Genomic DNA, 16694 nt, shown 5'->3' on the forward strand with positions numbered 1-16694 from the left:
CGTTGGCGGTCGGGCGGGCCGTTGCTACTGTTCGCCGGAGCCTGTCCGCCGCGTCGAACGAAGGGAGCCGGCCGTGCGTCACCGCATTGCTGTCGCTTCCCGTCCGCGGTCCGAGGTGATCCTGGTGTCTTCGCGTCCCCGGTGCCTGCCGCGCGGCTCGCACCGGACTCCGTGACGCGTTCCTGAACCCCCGTCGCGGGGAATCGCGCCGTCCTGATCACTTCGTCCACAAAGGACTGTGTCGTGCGCAACCGACCCCTGGCCACCGTCCGCAACCTGGGCATCCTCGCCCACGTCGACGCGGGCAAGACCACCGTCACCGAACGGATCCTCCGCCGCACCGGCGCCACCCACAAGACCGGCGAGGTCCACGACGGCACCACCGTCACCGACTTCGACCCGCAGGAACGCGACCGCGGCATCACCATCTTCGCCGCGGCCGTCAGCTGCACGTGGAACGGCCACCGGCTCACCCTCATCGACACCCCCGGCCACGCCGACTTCACCGCCGAGGTCGAGCGGTCGCTGCGGGTGCTCGACGGCGCCGTCGCCGTGTTCGACGCCGTCGCCGGGGTCGAGCCGCAGAGCGAAGCCGTGTGGCGGCAGGCCGACCGGCACGGCGTGCCGCGGATCGCGTTCGTCAACAAGCTCGACCGCGCGGGCGCCGACCTCGATGCCGCCGTCGCTTCGATCCGGGCGCGGCTGCACCCGGTGCCGCTGGTCGTGCAGCTGCCGATCGGGCGCGAAGACGGCTTCACCGGCGTCGTCGACCTGCTGCGCCTGCGGGACGAAGACGTGCCGGACGAGCTCGTCGCCGAAGCCCGCCGCCGGCGCCGCGCGCTGGAGGAGGCGGTCGCCGAGCTGCACCCGGTGGCTCTCGACGAGTTCTGCGCCACCGGCGCGGTCTCGGCGGAGACGCTGGAGAAGGCGCTGCGGGAGCTGACCCTCAGCGGCGACGGGCTCGTCGTGCTGTGCGGGGCGGCCTACCGCGACCGCGGGATCGAGCCGCTGCTCGACGCTGTCGTCGCGTACCTGCCGTCGCCGGCGGACGTCCTACCGGTGCGGCCCGACCGGCCCGCCGACCCGGCGGCGCCGCCGGCGGCACTGGTGTTCAAGGTCGTCTCGACGGCGACGGGACGGCTGACGTACCTGCGGGTGTATTCGGGAACGCTGCGGAAGGGGGACCAGGTGACGGACGCGGGACGCACCGAGCGCATCGCGCGCGTCCTGCGCGTGCAGGCCGACCGCCATTCCGAAGTGGACAGTGCGGTGGCCGGCGACATCGTCGCGGTGGCCGGGCCGAAGGCGGCGCGGGTCGGCGCGACCCTCGGCGCGCCCGGCGACCCGGTGCTGCTGGAACCGCCGGTCTCGGCGGATCCCGTGGTCTCGGTGGCGGTCGAACCCCGGCGGGCGGGCGACGGCGAGCGGCTGACGGCGGCCTTGGCGCGGCTGGCCGAGGAGGACCCGTCGCTGGTCGTGCGGGTCGATCCGGAGACCGGGCAGACGGTGCTGTCCGGGCTGGGTGAGCTGCACCTGGAGGTGGCGGTGGAGAGGCTGCGCCGCGACCGTGGCCTGGAGGTCGCGGTGGGCCGTCCTTCGGTGGCCTACCGCGAGACGGTGGTCAGCGGCGTGACGGGGCTGGTGTACCGCCACGTCAAGCAGGACGGCGGGGCGGGCCAGTTCGCCCACGTGGTGCTGGACGTCTCGCCGGCGCCGGAGGGCTTCGAGTTCGCCTCGGCGGTCGTCGGCGGCCGGGTGCCGCGCGAGTACGTCCGCGCGGTCGAGGCCGGCTGCCGGGACGCGCTGGCCGAGGGGCCGCTGGGCGGCCACCCGGTGACGGGCCTGCGGGTGACGCTGGTCGACGGGGCGACGCACCCGAAGGATTCGTCGGACCTGGCGTTCCGCACGGCGGGCCGGCTCGGGCTGCGTGCGGCGCTGCGCTCGTCGGTCCTGCGCCTGCTCGAGCCGGTGGCCGAGGTGGCGGTGACGGTCCCGCCCGACGTGGTCGGCGGCGTGCTCGGCGACCTCGCCGCCCGCCGGGGCCGGGTGGCCGGCTCGGCGGTCCGGCCGGGTTCGGCGGTGGTGACGGCCACCGTGCCGGTGGCGGAGCTGTTCGGCTACGCGAACCGGCTGCAGAGCCGCACGCAGGGCCGCGGCACGTTCACCGCCCGCCCGGCGGGGTTCGCGCCGGTGCCGTGAGGCCGACGGTGGTGAGCCGGGAGAACCCCGGCTCACCACCCGGCGTCGATCCCCGCGCGGGAACGTCGCGAATGACTCATTCGGGACCTCCGGCGTCCCGAATGAGTCATTCGCGACATCGCCGCGGGGCCACGCTCAGGCGCGGGGGAGCGACTCGATCCCGGCCAGCAGCCGGTCCACGTCGTCCTCCGTGGTGTACGGCGCGATCCCCGCCCGGACCGCCCCCGTGTCGCCCAGCCCCAGATGCCGCGAACACTCGATCGCGTAGAAGCTCCCCGCCGGTGCGTTCACCCCCTGCGCCCCGAGGTGTTCGTACACCGCTTGCGAGGAAACCCCCGCCACGGAGAACAACTCCGTCGGGGTCCGGTGCCGCTCCGGCGCCCCGTACCGCGTCACCCCCGGCAACGAAGCCAGACCGGCGCCGAGCCGGGCCAGCAGCGCGTTCTCGTGCCCCTCCAGCCCCGCCATCGACTCCAGCAACCGCGACCGGCGCGAGCCCGTCCCCGGCACCAGCCCCGCGAGGAAATCGATCGCCGCGGTCGTGCCCGCCAGCAGTTCGTACGGCAGCGTGCCCAGCTCGAACCGCTCCGGCACCGCGTTGGCCGACGGCAGCAGCTTGTCCGGGTGCAGTGTCTCGAGCAACGCCGGCGCCGCCGCGACCACGCCGAGGTGCGGCCCGAGGAACTTGTACGGCGAGCACGCGTAGAAATCGGCCCCGAGTGCGGTGACGTCGACCGCCGCGTGCGGGGTCAGGTGGACGCCGTCGACGTAGCACAGTGCGCCCGCGTCGTGCACCTCCGCCGCGATCGCCGGGATGTCCGGGCGGGTGCCCAGCAGGTTCGAGGCCGCCGTCACCGCGACCAGCCGCGTCCGCTCCGACAGCAGCCCGCCGATCGGCGCGAGTTCGCCCGTGGCCGGGTCGAAATCGGCCCAGCGCACGGTGGCGCCGGCCGCCGCCGCGGCTTGGACCCACGGGCGGATGTTGGCGTCGTGGTCGAGGCGGGTCACCACGACTTCGTCGCCGGGACCCCACTTCTGGGCCAGCGTCCGGGAGAAGTCGTAGGTCAGCTGCGTCATGCTGCGGCCGAAGACGACGCCGGCCGGGTCGGCGGCGAGCAGGTCGGCGACGGCTTGGCGGGCTGCGGCGACGACCGCGCTCGCCCGGCGCTCGGCCGCGGTGACGACGCCGCGGTTGGCGATCGCCGCGCACAGCGTGGCGGCCACAGCTTCCCCGACGACGCCGGGGACCTGCGAGCCGCCCGGGCCGTCGAAGTGGGCGGCGCCGCCGTCGAGGGCGGGGAAGTGCGCTCGGATCGTCTGAACGTCGTAGGTCACGCCGCCAGCATGCCGAACCCCGGCCACCGGCCTCAAGATCCCCGCCGCGGAGGTCCCGAACGTCAGCGTCCGCGGTTGCGGGGGTGCTCCCGGGCCCGGCGCTCGTTGCCGTGCTTGTAGTTGCCGGTCACGCGGGCCATCAGCTGCTGCTGGTCGTCACCCCGCGCCACCGCGGCCAGGAACCGGGCGGCGGCCGCCCCGCGCAGCGTGCCCGCCGGGCGGCCGTGGTGGGTGATCGTCACGGTGCCGCGCTCGTCGCGGTAGGCGAAGCCGTCCGGTGTCCCCATCCGCCCAGGGTGGCACGGGCGGCAACCGGTTTTCCCGGGGGTCGGTTCGGGGGTTTCCCGGATGGTGCCCGCCCCGGGACCCGACAGAATGCGTGGGGTGACCGGAGGGGGAGCAGGGGTGCGGGTCAGGCTGGGGAACAAGTACGTGCTGCTCGGAGCACAGCTGCTCGTGCTGGTGGCGGTGCTCGTGTCGTACAACGGTGGCCGGTGGCGGTTCCCGGCCTACCGCGTCGACCTCGACGTCTACCGGCTCGGCTCGGCGGCGCTGCTGCACGGCCAGGCGCTCTACGGCACGCTGCCGCCCACCGGCGACGGTCAGTCCCTGCTCTTCACCTACCCGCCGTTCGCGGCGATCGTGCTGGCCCCGCTGGCGCTCCTGCCGTATTGGGCCGCCTGCCTCGCGCTGACCCTGCTCACGCTCGGCGTGCTGGCGGTCGTCCTGGTGACGGTGCTGCGCGCACTCGGTGCCCGGTGCAACTGGCGGCGGGTGGCGGCGCTGCTGCTGGCCGCCGAGGTGCTGGAACCGGTGCTGCGCACGCTGTACGCCGGGCAGATCGACCTGCTGCTGCTCGTTCTGGTCGTCTTGGACGTCCTGGTGGACACCCCGCGCTGGCCGCGTGGCCTGCTGATCGGTCTCGCCGCCGCGGTGAAGCTGACGCCGGCGGTGTTCCTGCTGTACTTCCTGCTCCGCCGGGACGGCCGGGCCGCGGTGACCGCCGTCGTGGCGTTCCTGGCCGCGACGGCGGTGGGTTTCCTGCTCGCCGGCGCGGACTCGGTGCGGTACTGGACGGGCGCGCTGTGGGACACCGGCCGCGTCGGCGAGCCGACCTACGCCGGCGACCAGTCGCTGCTCGGGCTGCTGGCCAGGGCCGGGGTGCCGCCGGAGGCGCGGACGGCGTGGTGGCTGCCGCTGGTGGCGGTGGTGCTCGTGCTGACGGCGCTGGGCGTGCGGCGCGCGCTGGCCGCGGGGGAGAAGACCGTCGCGCTCGGCCTCAACGCGATCGGGGGGCTGCTGGTCTCGCCGATCTCCTGGACGCACCACTGGGTCTGGGCCGTGGTCGTCCTGCTCGGCTGGGCGGAGCTGGCCCGCCGCACGCGGCGGCGGGGGTTCGCGGTCCTGGCCGGGGCGGGCGCGGTGCTCTTCGTCGCGGGGCCGCAGTGGTGGTGGCCGCGCGGCGGGGAGGTGGAACGGCAGTGGACCTTCCTCCAGCAGCTCACCGGGAACGGCTATGTCCTTTTCGGACTCGCGGTGCTGCTGACGGCGGTGCTGGTGCGATTCCCGCGGCGGGCCGACCCGGTCAGCGCCGTCGTGCCGGTCCGCGCCGGAGCCAGCCCGCTCCCAGGATGAGCATCGCCGTGCCGAGCGCCAGGTCGAAGCAGATCCCCCCGGTGTTCAGCGGCAGCGCGTCGGTGATCACGTGCGGCAGCGGGAGCAGCCCGGCGAGCCCCACCACGGCATAGCAGGCGCCGGCGACCAGGAGGAACCGGGCGGCCCAGCGCGAGGAGCGGGTGCAGAACACCGCGGTGGCACCGGTCAGCAGGTGCACCAGCGTCCACACGCCGGAGACGGCGAGGACGCCGAACAGCACGCGCGGGCCGCCGCCGGCCGGCACCCCGGCCATCAGCTCCAGCGCGGCGAGGACGAGGAACAGCAGGCCGATCAGCATGCCCATGCCCTGGACGGGGGCGGGACCCCGCCGAGGCGCCCGGGTCTCGGGTTCAGTGGCCGTCATGCCTTCGGGGTTCCCCGCCCGACCCCTTTTAAAGCACCACTTCACGGGTATCCGGGCACGATTCGGACCCGACGAGGAGCGAAACGATGACCGAGTACCGCCACAGCGCGACCGCCGACATCCCCGCGGACGAGCTGTTCGCGTTCCTGAGCCACCCGGAGAACCTGCCCCGGTACTTCCCGCAGATGAAGGTCGCCGAGCCGACGGGCGGGGACAGCGTCCACGTCGAGGCCGAGGTGCACGGCAACCGCGTCGCGAGCGAGGCGTGGCTGCACACCGATGCGGCGACCCGGTCGCTGAAGTGGGGCGCGGAGGGCCCGGACGACTACCACGGCGAGCTGCGCATCCGCGACGACGGCCCGGCGTCCTCGGAAATCACCGTCACGCTGCACAGCGTCCGGGAAGCCGACGGGGACGAGGTCCAGCAGGGCCTCGAACGCACGGTCGCCGCGATGACGCACGCCGCGTCCGCCGACGCCGACGTCGAGGCGGCCGAAGGCCAGGGCGGCTGGACCTCCTACGACGAGAAGAGGGACTCGTCCAGCTGAGGCGGGAACGGCCCGTAGGCGTTGCCGCGGGCGCCCCGGGTGCGCACCGCCGGCACGGCGAACAGGTACTTGAGCAGCTTCGGAGGTGCGGCGCCGCGGCCGCGGGCCCGGGCGGCGGCCGCCCGCCGTTCGACCCGCACCTGGCCGGCCTGCACCCGCTCGATCGCGCGGATGCGGCCGGCCTGCACGCCCGCCAGGTCCGCGGGGGTGACGCCGCCGCGGCGGAAGGCGGGGACCAGCCGGTTCGCCGCGGCGACGGCGTCCTGGATCGCCATCAGGATGCCGTTGCCGCCGACCGGGGAGATGACGTGCGCCGCGTCGCCGAGCAGCAGCAGGCCCGGCCGGTACCAGCGGTCCACGCGCGAGATGTCGACCGACAGGAGCGTGGTCTGCGAGAAGTCCGTGAGCAGGTGGGCCCGGCCGGCCAGCCACGGCACGCGTTCGCGCACGAACGCGCGGATCGGCTCGACCCCGCGCTCGCGCAGTGCGGGGTAAGCGCCTTTTCCGATGCTGTAGCCGACCTGCCAGTCGCGGACGCCGCCGAGGACGCCGATGTAGGCGTCGCGCCCGAAGTAGAGGTCGAGGTCCGCGTCCGGTGGGTCGGCGGGGGAGCGGGGCAGCCGGAACCAGAGCAGGTCGGTGGTCGCGCCGAGCGACCGGGCTTCGAGCCCGGCCAGCCGACGCACGGTGGAGTACCGGCCGTCGGCGCCGACGACGACGGACGCGGCGAGTTCGCCGCCGCGGTGGCGGAGGCCGGTCACCGTGCCGTCGCCCGCTTCGAGCAGCCCGGTGACCTTGGCGTTGGTCCGCAGCGTGAAGGACGGCAGGGCGCTCGCCCGCTCGGCGAGGAAGTCGAGGAACCGCACCTGGGGCATCAGGGCGACGTAGCCGTACGGCGTGCGGAGGCGGTCGTAGTCGGCGGCGCGGTAGACGCCGGCCGGGGTGTGGAAGCGGAACGAGCGCGCCTTGAAGTGGTCGAGTTCGAGCAGGTCCTCGGCCAGGCCCAGCCGGTCGAGCAGTTCGAGGGTGTACGGGTGCAGCGAGTCGCCGCGGAAGTCGCGGTCGAAATCGGACCGCGATTCGAGCACGGTGACCTCGATGCCGGCGCGGGCGAGCAGGTAGCCGAGCAGCAGCCCGCCCGGGCCGCCGCCCGCGATCGCGACGCTCACGGCTCGTCCACTGTGGACAACCGGAACACCGCCATGCCCGGCAGGTGCTCGAGGATCTGAGCGGGGGTTGCGTCCTGGGGGACCGGGAACGCCCGGATCGCCCACGGCACCGACATCGCGGCCAGGTAGGCGGCGACCACCGCGGCCGCCTCCTCGCCGCCGGCCGGATCGGCCCGGCGATCCTCGCGGCGGCCGCCGGACAGCAGCGCGCACTCCGGCGTGGTCTGGAGGTTCTCCACCCAGTCGCGGTCGCGGACCGGAGAGACGAGGTACTGCCCGCCGTCGTGCGCCACCACGGCCAGGGGCACCCGCCGCGGCTCGCCGGTGCGGCGGCCGCGCGTCTCGACGACGCGCAGGGCGTACCCGCCGTCCGGCGGCGGCTCGGCAGGGGCATCGATCAGCTTCGCGGTCAGTTCGGCGTTCATCGCTCGGACGTCCACGTCTGCCACGGTAGCAAAACTAGCTAGATTGTCTAGCTAACCTAGAATGACCGGGTGGAAGACACTCCCGTGGCGCTCCGGGTGAACCTCGCCCTGCGGGAGCTCCTCGCCCTCGCACACGACGTCCAGATCGCCCTGGCCCGGCGCCTCGGCCTCGGGGCGACCGACGTGCAGGCGCTGCAGCACCTGGCCGTCGGCACGCCCATGGGCACCGTCGACCTCGCGCACGCGCTCAAGATCCGGTCCGCGTCGGCCACCGTGCTCGTCGACCGCCTGGAGGCCGCCGGGCACGTCCGCCGCGACCCGCACCCGCGCGACGGGCGGCGGGTGACCCTCGTCGTCAGCGAGGCGGCCCGCACCGAGGTCCGGGCCGCGCTGGCCCCGCTCGTCGACGCCATCACCCGGTTGACCGACGGCTTGGCACCGGGGCAGGCGGAAGTGGTGGCGCGGTTCCTGGGCGACACCACGGAGATCCTCCGTGCCTACGCCGCCGAGCCGCCGGGCGCGGGTTAATCAGCGGTCCTGGTCGTATAACGACCTATACGGCAGCTCTTCGAAAAACCGAAAACAAAGCCGCGACGGCGAAAAGCCCGCAAGCGACGAATGCGGCCACCTGGACGCTCGCCGTGCAGGCCGCCCGCGCGGCGGTGAGCAGCTCGGTGGCCGCCGCGAAGTCGTGAGCCGCGGCTTCGGCCTGTGCCGGTCCGGCCGAAGCCAGCCGTGCCGCCGCGTCGGGCACGCCGGGTGGCACCACCAGGTGGGCCGCGTAGACGGCCGCCGCCAGCGAGCCGAACGCCGTCGTGCCGAGGCCCGCTCCCAGTTCGTAGCCGGTCTTCTCGACCGCGGCCGCGCCGCCCGCCCGGTCGGCGGGGGCGGCCGACAGCAGCGTGTCCGTGCTCGACGTCAGTGCGAGGGCCATACCGAAGCCCGAACCGGCCAGTGCCCCGCCCAGCCACCACGGCGACACGAGCCCGCCCGCCGCCGGGATGCCGAGGGCGGCCGCCGCCAGGGCGAACCCCGCCGTGCGGACGCGGGTGTTGCCGAACCGCTCCAGCAGCGCCGGCGCCACCACGCTGCCGGCCGCGGACGCGCCGAGCACGAGCAGCAGCCGGGCGGCCGCGGCGGTCGGGGAAAGGCCGAGCACCACCTGGAGGTACTGGGCGAGCAGCAGCCCGAGCCCGACCAGGGTGCTCATCACGAGCAGGATCCCGCCGGCGGCGGCCGGTACCCCCGGCCGCCGGAACAAGGCCAGGTCCAGCAGGGGTGTTTCGGCCCGCCGCTGGCGGCGCACGAAGAGCGCGAGGAGGACGCACCCGGCGGCCCCCGCCGCGAAGCCGCCCCCCGACGGCCCGACGGCGGCGGCGATCCCGAGTACCCCGCCGGCCGCGAGCACGGCGCTGAGCGCGTCCCACGGCGCACGTCCGGGTGGGCTGCGCGGCAGCCACCGCAGCGCCGCCGCGACCGCGGCCACGATCACCGGCGGGTTGACCAGGAACGTCGCCCGCCAGCCCCACGCCTGCACGAGCAGCCCGCCGAGGACCGGCCCGAACACCGAGCCGGTCCCGGCGATGCCGCTGCACACCGCGATGGCGGTACGTCGCCGCCGCCGGTCCGGGAACAGCTCCCGCAGCAGCGCCATCGTCACCGGCATGATCAGGGCGCCCCCGACGCCGAGAGCCGCGCGCGCGGCGAGCAGCGTCGGGACGTCGGGGGCGAGCGCGCAGCCGAGCGACGCCACCCCGAACACCGCGTAGCCGGTGATGAGCACGCGTCGCCGTCCGAAGCGGTCGCCGAGCGTGCCGGACGGCAGGAGCAGCGGCGCCGCGGCGAGCGGGTAGCTCGCCACGATCCACACCTGCGCGGCCGCACCGGGCCGCAGCTGCCGGACGAGGTCGGGCAGCGCGACGTGCAGCACGGTCGCGTCCACCGCGACCAGGAAGAGGCCGGCGCCGAGCACGGCCAGCAGCGGCCACGCGCGGACGCTCGCGTGCGTCACGGCCACAGCAGGTCCGCGAGGTGCCGCGCGACGACGTCGACGTGGGGCGGGTCGACGACCGACAGGTGGTGCGCCGCGACCGGGACGATCTCCAGCCGCGGGCACAGCCGGTCCCACCCCGCCGCGGGGTCGGTGCGGGAGTAGCGCGGTTCCATCGCGAGCCCGGCGGCGTACGGTTCGGTGGCCCGGTACAGCACCACGCGGCCGTCGTAGGGCCGCGGTGTCCCGCGTTCCGCGGCCAGGGTGTCCAAAAAGGACTGGTGCTGGTGCCGCAGGACGCCGGGGCTGAGCAACCCGGCTTCGGCGACCCGGCGCATGGTGAGCTCGATCTGTTCTTCTTCGGGCAGCGGCGCGAGTTCGTCGTGGCCGAGGCGGACGGTCCGGCCGTAGGTGCCTTCGACGTAGCCGGTGAAGCGCAGGAACCGCCGGGCCGACGACGCGCGCGGATCGAGGTCCGGTTCGGGCAGCGGCAGCATGGTGTCGATGAGCGCGACGAGCTCGACCGGCTCGCCCTCGTCGGCGAGCCGCGCGGCGACGCCGTAGGCGAGGGCACCGCCGAACGACCAGCCGGCGAGGCGGTAGGGGCCGTGGGGCACGCGGGCCCGGACGAGCGGCAGCAGCCGTTCGACGCGGTCCTCGATGCCGGCGCCGGGCACGCGTTCGAAGCCGACGCAGGGCACGCCGGCGGGCAGCCGGTCCAGCAGCGGGCGGTAGACGGTGCAGGTGCTGCCGCCGGGGTGGAACAGCAGCAGGGGCGGGGTGCCGGCGTCGCCGGGCTCGAGCAGGTGCACGGGCCCGCGTGCCTCGCGGGTGTCGAGGAGGGCCCGCGCGACATCGGCGACGGCGGCGAGCGAGTCGTGGCGCAGGAGGTCCGCCGGGTCGACGGGGGTGTCGAGTTCGGTGGCGAGGCCGTCGGCGAGCAACTGGGCCAGCTGCTGCGGTTGCGGAGTGCTGGTGAGGCGGACGTGCGGGCCGGCGGCCTCGGTGCCGGTGTGCTGCCGCCAGAGCCGGAGGACCAGCCGGTCGGCGGCGTCCCAGGCCCGGCCCCGGGCCGGCGGCTCGTCGCCCCGGGGAGCGAGATCGCGGTTGAGGTCGGCGAGAGTGGCCCCCCGGAGAACGGCGGCGGCATCGGGTTCGGCGCCGAGTTCCCGCCGGACGGTTTCGCGGATCCGGTTGGCCATGAGCGAGTCGAGCCCGAGGTCGACGAGCGGGACATCGGGGTCCAGGCGGTCGGGAGACAGGCCCATGACGGCGGCGACGATGGCGGCGAGCCGATCGCCGGCGGTGACTGGTGCGGTGGGTTCGGAGGGCCCGGCGGCTCCGGCAGAGGTAGGCGTGGTCGCTGGTGCGGCGAGCCTGGCCGCGTGACTCGCGGCTGCGGTCTCGGGTCCGGCGGCTGTGGCGGAGGCGGTCGCGGTGGCCGGGCAGTGCTCGACGGTGTCCGTGTCCGTGCGCGTGTCCGTGTACCAGTGCCGCTCGTGGCGCCATGGCATCGGCGGCACGTCCGTGAGCTGGGCGCCGTCGTCCGGGGTGGTGGTTGCCGTGATGCGGGTGCCCGCGCAGTACAGCGTGCCCGCCGCCGCCGCGAAGGCGCGGACCTCGTCCTGGCCGCGGCGCAGGGTGCCCGTCACCACCGCGTCCGTGATCCCGGCCGCTTCGAGGGTGCGGGTCAGCGAACCCCGCAGGATCGGGTGCGGGGACACCTCCACGAACACGCGGTGGCCGTCCGCGGCCGCCGCGGTGACCGCCTGGCGGAACCGGACCGGGCGGCGCAGGTGCGCGGCCCAGTAGCCGGCGTCGAAGTCCGGGAGCTCGCGCGGGTCGGTCAGCACCGTGTCGTACCAGGGCACCAGCGGCCGCCGGCCGCCCAGCTCGGCGAGTGCGTCGCGCAGGACGCCGAGGACCGGCTCGACCCCGGCCGAATGCCCGGCGACCCCGACGGGCAGCCGTCGCGCGCTCCGCCCGGCGGTCTCGAGCTCGGCGACGAGCCGGTCGAGCACCAGGGCGTCCCCGGCGACGGTCACCTGCCCCGGCGCCGAGTCGACCGCGAGCTCGACACCGGGGTGCCCGGCGAGCTCGGCGGGCGTCAGCTCCACCGCGGCCATCGCGCCGCCCGGACCGGCCGTCTCCAGCAGCCGGGCGCGGGTGGCGACCAGGTGGACGGCCTCGTCGGCGGTCAGCGCCCCGGCCACGACGGCCGCGGCCGCGGACCCGAGCGAGTGCCCGAGGACGGCGGCGGGCCGGACCCCGAACGCCTCCCACCGCGCGGCCAGCGCGACCTGCGTCCCGAAGATCGCCGGCTGGGTTTCCGCCAGCGTCCGGGGAGCGGCGCCGGTGAGGACCGAGCGCAACGACCGTCCGGTGTGCTCGGTGAAGGCGTCGCCGAGCTTGTCGACCTGCGCGGCGAAGGCGGGCTCGACGGCCAGGAGGTGCCGGCCCATCCCGGCCCATTGGGACCCGTGCCCGGAGAAGACGAAAACGGGCCCTTCCCCGGCGACGGCGGCACCGGCGACGGCACCGGCGGGCAGGGGGTCGGCGCGATCCCCGACGGCTCGCAGCAGCGCGGCGAGCTCGCGGTGGTCCGCGGCGACGAGGGCAGCCCGGTGCGGGCCGGAGTTGTCGCGCCGGCAGAGGGTGTGGGTGACATCGGCGAGCGAGCTGCGGCGCCCGGCGGGGGAGTCCAGCCAGTCCGCCAGCTGCGTGGCCCGCTCGGTGAGACGGTCGCGGGTCCGGGCGGACAGCAGACCGATCCGCACGCTGCCGCCGGAGCCGGTCGGCTGCGCATCGTTTCGCGCCGGAGCGCCGGCCCCGGACGGCTGGGCACCGTTCCGCCCCGCAACGCGGGTGCCGAACGGCTGGGCACCGTTCGGTCTCGAAGCGCCACTGCCGGGCCGGCCGCGCTCCCGGTCCAGGCCCGGTGGCGCGGCCTCCTCCAGCACCACGTGCGCGTTCGTCCCGCCGAACCCGAACGCGGACACCCCGGCCGTCGCGCGGCCGGTGTGCCGGGGCCACGGCGTCGGCTCGGTCACCACCCGTAGCCCCAGCGAGCCGAACGCGATGTGCGGGTTCGGCGCCGCGAAGTGCAGCTGTGGTGGCAGGATCCCGTGCTGCATCGCGAGCACCACCTTGATCAGCCCGGCGATCCCCGCGGCCGCCTCCGCGTGGGCGATGTTGGTCTTCACCGAGCCGATCAGCAACGGTGCTGCGGCCGCCCGGCGCGCGCCCAGCACCGCGCCCAGCGCGCGTGCCTCGATCGGGTCGCCCAGCAACGTGCCGGTGCCGTGCGCTTCCACGTAGTCCACAGTGGATGGATCGATCGCCCGGTACGCTTCCCGGAGCATCGCCTGCTGTGCCAGCGGGTTCGGCGCGGCCAGGCCGTTCGAGCGGCCGTCGGAATTGACCGCCGAGGCCCGGATCACCGCGAGCACCCGATCGCCGTCGATTTCGGCGTCGGCGAGGCGTTTGAGCACCACGACGCCGCAGCCCTCGGCGCGCGCGATGCCGTCCGCGGCCGCCGAGAAGGTCTTGCAGCGGCCGTCGCCCGCCAGCAGGCCCGCGGCCGCGAACGCCGCCGTCGGGCCCGGCAGCAGCATGAGGTTGACCCCCGCCGCCAGCGCCAGGTCCGCGTCGCCGTCACGCAGCGCGCGCACCGCGTGGTGCACCGCGACCAGCGACGACGAGCACGCCGTGTCCACCGCCATGCTCGGCCCGCGCAGGTCGTAGACGTACGAAAGCCGGTTGGCCGCGATGCTGCCCGCCGCACCGGTGGCCGTCCACAGGTCCGGCGAGCCGCCGGTCATCGTGAGGTGGCCGTAGTCGTGGGTGGCGATGCCGGTGAACACGCCGGTCCGGCTGCCGCGCAGCGATGCCGGCGCGATGCCGGCGTGCTCCAGCGCCGCCCAGGTGACCTCCAGGAGCATCCGCTGCTGCGGGTCCATCGTCGCCGCTTCGCGTGGCGTGATGCCGAAGTGCTCGGCGTCGAACCCGGCGACGTCGCCGAGGAACCCGCCCAGCACCGGGGCGGCCTCGGCGCTCCAGCGGCCCGGCGGCGCGGTGCGGACGGCGTCGCGTCCGTCGCGCAGCAGGTCCCAGAACTGGCCGGGGCCGTCGGCACCGGGGAACCGGCAGCCCAGGCCGACGACGGCGACGGGGTCGGTCCGGCGGCGGTCCGTGGCGGGCGGGACGTCCGGCTCTTCGGGGCCGGCCAGGCTGCGGACGAGGTGGTCGATGGTCGGGCTTTCCCACAGCAGGGTCGCCGGCAGCCGCCGGCCGAGCCGGTCCTCGAGGTCGGCGGCGATGCCGACGGCCTGGCGGGAGGACAGGCCGTAGTCGCCGAGCGGCCGGTCGGGCTCGGCGGTGACGCCGGTGTGCTCGGCGACGGTGTCCAGGAGCCAGCGGCGCAGGGTGTCGGTCGTCGGCTCGCTCATCGGGCCAGTGCCTTTCCGTAGTCGCCGGCGAGGTAGCGGTCGCGGCAGGCGCCGCGTGCGATCTTGCCGCTGGACGTGCGCGGGACCCGCCCGGGCGGCACGAGCAGCACGTCCCGTAGCGCCAGCCCGTGCGCGTCGGAGATCAGCCGCCGGATCGCGGCGGCGAGCGCGCGTTCGGCGGGTTCGGTCAGCTCCGCGTGGCCGCGGTGTTCGGCGACCACGACGACGGCTTCGGTGTCGGTGCCCGCGACGGCGAAGGCGGCGACGCTGCCGGGGCGGATCGCGGGGTCGGCCGACGCGGCGGTCGCTTCGACGTCCTGCGGGTAGTGGTTGCGGCCGTCGACGATGATCAGGTCCTTGATCCGGCCCGCGATGTACAGCTCGCCCTCGTGGCGGACGCCGAGGTCGCCGGTCCGCAGCCAGGACCGGTCGTCGCCGGCCAGCCGGGCGCCGAAGGTTTCGGTGCTCTCGAGGGGTTTCCGCCAGTACCCCGCGCCGACGTTGGGTCCGTGCACCCAGATTTCGCCGACCGAGCCGTCGGGGCGCACGACCCCGGTGTCCGGGTCGACGAGGGCGACGAGCTGCCCGGCCGGGGCCCCGCAGGCGACGAGCCGGACGCCGTCCCCGGCCGGCCGCGCGGTGCCCGTGGCGAGGGCGTCGCGGTCGAACGTGGTGACGCGCGGGGTCGCGGCGGGGCCGGTGGTGACGAAGACGGTGGCCTCGGCCAGCCCGTATGCCGGGCGGGTCAGCTCCGGCCGGTACCCGGCGGCGGCGAAGGCGGTGTGGAACCGGTCGAGGACGTCGGGGTTGATCGGCTCGGCGCCGTTGACGATCGCGGTGACGCGGCCGAGCCGCAGCCGCCTGCGGTCGGCCTCGCGGATCCGGCTCGCGCAGTAGTGGAAGGCGAAGTTCGGGGCCGCGCTCCAGCTGCCCGCGTGGTCGCCGAGCAGCTCGAGCCAGCGGACCGGCCGCTCGATGAACGCCAGCGGGTCCATCAGCACCGAGCGCAGGCCCAGCGCCAGGGGTGTGATCAGGCCGAGGACGAGCCCCATGTCGTGGAACAGCGGCAGCCAGGAGACCGTGGTGGCCGCGGCCGGGTCGAGGCCGAGGCCGCGCACGGCCTGGGTGACGTTGGCGAGCACGTTCGCGTGGGTCAGCACCACGCCGGCCGGACTGCGCGTCGAACCGGAGGTGTACTGCAGGTACGCGACGTCGTCCGGGGCCGCGGCGGGCGCCGGCCACGTTCGCACCGGTTCCGGCCGGTCCACCGCGACGACGGCGGTGTCCCGGCCGACGAACTCCTCGACACCCGGCCGGGCGGCGGCCGTGGTGACGACGGCCGAGGGCGCGCAGTCGGCGAGGACCGCGGTGAGCCGTCCCGCGTGGCCGGGCAGGCCCGGATCGAACAGGGGCACCGCGATCGCGCCCGCGGTGATCGCGGCGAGGAACCCGATGACGTAGTCCGGGCCCTGCGGGCAGAGCACGGCGACCCGGTCGCCCGGCGACACCGGCAGCGCGCCCGCGGCGGCGTCGACGCGCTCGGCCAGCTGCCGCCAGGACAGCGTGCGCCGCCGCCCCGCGGGGTCCTCGGCGAAGTCGGCGAAGGTCAGGGCGGGGGCGTCGGGCGTGGTCGCCGCCCAGTGGCGCAGGCACGCGGTCAGGGTGTCGCCGCCCACCGCCGGGAAGTTCTCCTGGGACATGGGTTCTCCTTGCGGGTGCTAGCGGCCCAGCCGCGGGGCCGCGTGCTGCCACGCGGCGACGGCCAGGGTGTCGAGGTCGAGGTCGGTCGCTCCGGCGTCGCGGAGCAGGACGAGCACGCCGTCGGCGGCGATGGCGACGGTGCGCAGGCGTAGTCCGGGCAGCTCGGCCGGCTGCCCGGGCAGGGTCAGCACCTGCTGGTAGGACAGGGTTTGCGCGCCGGGAACGGTGGGCCCGGCCGCGACGGTCGTGGTCGAAACCGTGGGCAGGTCCTGGTCGTCGGCGGTGACGCGGGCGCAGCGGCGCGCCTGCGCGGCCCAGGCGGTGAGGTCCGGCAGCTGTGGGGTGCGGGCAACGAGTTCGGACAACTGCCCGCCGGGTACCGCCGTCTGGAAGCCCTGGCCGCTGACCGCGCCGGGGCGCAGCAGCCGGCCGTGGACGACGTCGGCGCACTCCCCGCCGGCACTGCGGTCCGAAGTGGACAGTGCGGTGGCGACGTCGAAGACGTCGCGCGCCGCGGGCTGCCCGGGAACGGCCTCGGCGGGCAGCAGCGCGGCCGGAGGTACGGCGGGTGGCCCGGCTGGCGGCCCGAAAAGCGGGACCGCCGTGGCCGGTTTTGCGGGTGAAATGGTGGCCACGGCGGCCGCGGCGATCAGGAGGACGGCGAAGCCGGCCGGAGGAAAACGAATTCGGGCAGCCATGAAGAACCCTTCCGGGAGCATTCTCGGGGAGGTGCGGCCCCTGCGCTGGAACCCTTCGCCGGGGACGCCTCGAGTGACGTCCGATCCGGCGGCACGGCGAAGGCTACGCTGGGAAATCGGTTACCGGAAGCACCTCAAGACCGCGTAAACATCTCCGGGCA

General features: G+C 75.4%; 13 protein-coding genes. 4 read left to right on the plus strand and 9 right to left on the minus strand.

Annotated features, from left to right (window positions below; translation table 11 throughout):
* Window positions 1–243: 243 nt before the first annotated feature.
* Window positions 244–2199, plus strand: coding sequence for an elongation factor G (gene fusA / locus AB0F52_RS47765; RefSeq protein ID WP_360186016.1), 1956 nt, complete (start codon window positions 244–246; stop codon window positions 2197–2199).
* 135 nt (window positions 2200–2334) lie between these two features.
* Here the strand turns inward: fusA and AB0F52_RS47770 are convergent, their stop codons facing one another.
* Together AB0F52_RS47770 and AB0F52_RS47775 are read right to left on the minus strand one after the other, a co-directional pair.
* Window positions 2335–3534: a cysteine desulfurase-like protein gene (locus AB0F52_RS47770; RefSeq protein ID WP_360186018.1), complete on the minus strand. Its 1200-nt coding sequence runs from the start codon at window positions 3532–3534 to the stop codon at window positions 2335–2337.
* Window positions 3535–3596: 62 nt separating this feature from the next.
* Window positions 3597–3821, minus strand: coding sequence for a hypothetical protein (locus AB0F52_RS47775; protein WP_360186021.1), 225 nt, complete (start codon window positions 3819–3821; stop codon window positions 3597–3599).
* Between the two features lie 118 nt (window positions 3822–3939).
* Between AB0F52_RS47775 and AB0F52_RS47780 the strand changes: the two genes are divergently transcribed.
* Window positions 3940–5169: a glycosyltransferase 87 family protein gene (locus AB0F52_RS47780; RefSeq protein WP_360186024.1), complete on the plus strand. Its 1230-nt coding sequence runs from the start codon at window positions 3940–3942 to the stop codon at window positions 5167–5169.
* Here AB0F52_RS47780 and AB0F52_RS47785 read toward each other — a convergent pair.
* Window positions 5120–5554 (minus strand): DUF4383 domain-containing protein, encoded by a 435-nt coding sequence (locus AB0F52_RS47785; RefSeq protein WP_360186027.1) that lies wholly within the window; start codon window positions 5552–5554, stop codon window positions 5120–5122. The two genes, AB0F52_RS47780 and AB0F52_RS47785, sit on opposite strands and share 50 nt — an antisense overlap.
* An 86-nt stretch (window positions 5555–5640) precedes the next feature.
* On the opposite strand from AB0F52_RS47785, the gene AB0F52_RS47790 reads away from it, so the two are divergent.
* Window positions 5641–6102 carry an SRPBCC family protein gene (locus AB0F52_RS47790; RefSeq protein WP_360186030.1) on the plus strand — a complete coding sequence of 154 codons (462 nt, stop codon included), beginning with the start codon at window positions 5641–5643 and terminating at the stop codon, window positions 6100–6102.
* Here AB0F52_RS47790 and AB0F52_RS47795 read toward each other — a convergent pair.
* Together AB0F52_RS47795 and AB0F52_RS47800 are read right to left on the minus strand one after the other, a co-directional pair.
* Window positions 6072–7271 (minus strand): FAD-dependent oxidoreductase, encoded by a 1200-nt coding sequence (locus AB0F52_RS47795; RefSeq protein ID WP_360186033.1) that lies wholly within the window; start codon window positions 7269–7271, stop codon window positions 6072–6074. The genes AB0F52_RS47790 and AB0F52_RS47795 overlap by 31 nt on opposite strands.
* The gene (locus AB0F52_RS47800; RefSeq protein ID WP_360186036.1) at window positions 7268–7711 is read right to left on the minus strand and encodes a nitroreductase family deazaflavin-dependent oxidoreductase; all 444 of its coding nucleotides are present in this window, start codon (window positions 7709–7711) and stop codon (window positions 7268–7270) included. The genes AB0F52_RS47795 and AB0F52_RS47800 overlap by 4 nt, the downstream gene beginning before the upstream one ends.
* A gap of 54 nt (window positions 7712–7765) precedes the next feature.
* Between AB0F52_RS47800 and AB0F52_RS47805 the strand changes: the two genes are divergently transcribed.
* Complete coding sequence (locus AB0F52_RS47805) at window positions 7766–8224, plus strand: MarR family winged helix-turn-helix transcriptional regulator (protein WP_360186039.1); 459 nt, start codon at window positions 7766–7768, stop codon at window positions 8222–8224.
* Window positions 8225–8249: 25 nt separating this feature from the next.
* Here the strand turns inward: AB0F52_RS47805 and AB0F52_RS47810 are convergent, their stop codons facing one another.
* Genes AB0F52_RS47810 through AB0F52_RS47825 form a run of 4 tightly spaced genes read right to left on the minus strand, consistent with a single transcriptional unit; the run spans window position 8250 to window position 16533 of the window.
* Window positions 8250–9713 carry an MFS transporter gene (locus AB0F52_RS47810; RefSeq protein WP_360186042.1) on the minus strand — a complete coding sequence of 488 codons (1464 nt, stop codon included), beginning with the start codon at window positions 9711–9713 and terminating at the stop codon, window positions 8250–8252.
* Entirely contained in the window at window positions 9704–14134 is a 4431-nt protein-coding gene (locus AB0F52_RS47815; protein ID WP_360186045.1) for a beta-ketoacyl synthase N-terminal-like domain-containing protein, read from the minus strand. Before AB0F52_RS47815 ends, AB0F52_RS47810 begins: the two co-directional genes overlap by 10 nt.
* Window positions 14131–15834, minus strand: a complete 1704-nt coding sequence (locus AB0F52_RS47820) for a fatty acyl-AMP ligase (protein WP_360186048.1) — start codon at window positions 15832–15834, stop codon at window positions 14131–14133. The genes AB0F52_RS47815 and AB0F52_RS47820 overlap by 4 nt, the downstream gene beginning before the upstream one ends.
* Window positions 15835–15852: 18 nt before the next feature.
* Window positions 15853–16533 (minus strand): hypothetical protein, encoded by a 681-nt coding sequence (locus AB0F52_RS47825; RefSeq protein WP_360186051.1) that lies wholly within the window; start codon window positions 16531–16533, stop codon window positions 15853–15855.
* Between the last annotated feature and the right edge of the window lie 161 nt (window positions 16534–16694).

This window comes from Amycolatopsis sp. NPDC024027, assembly GCF_040638975.1.
GTDB lineage: Bacteria > Actinomycetota > Actinomycetes > Mycobacteriales > Pseudonocardiaceae > Amycolatopsis.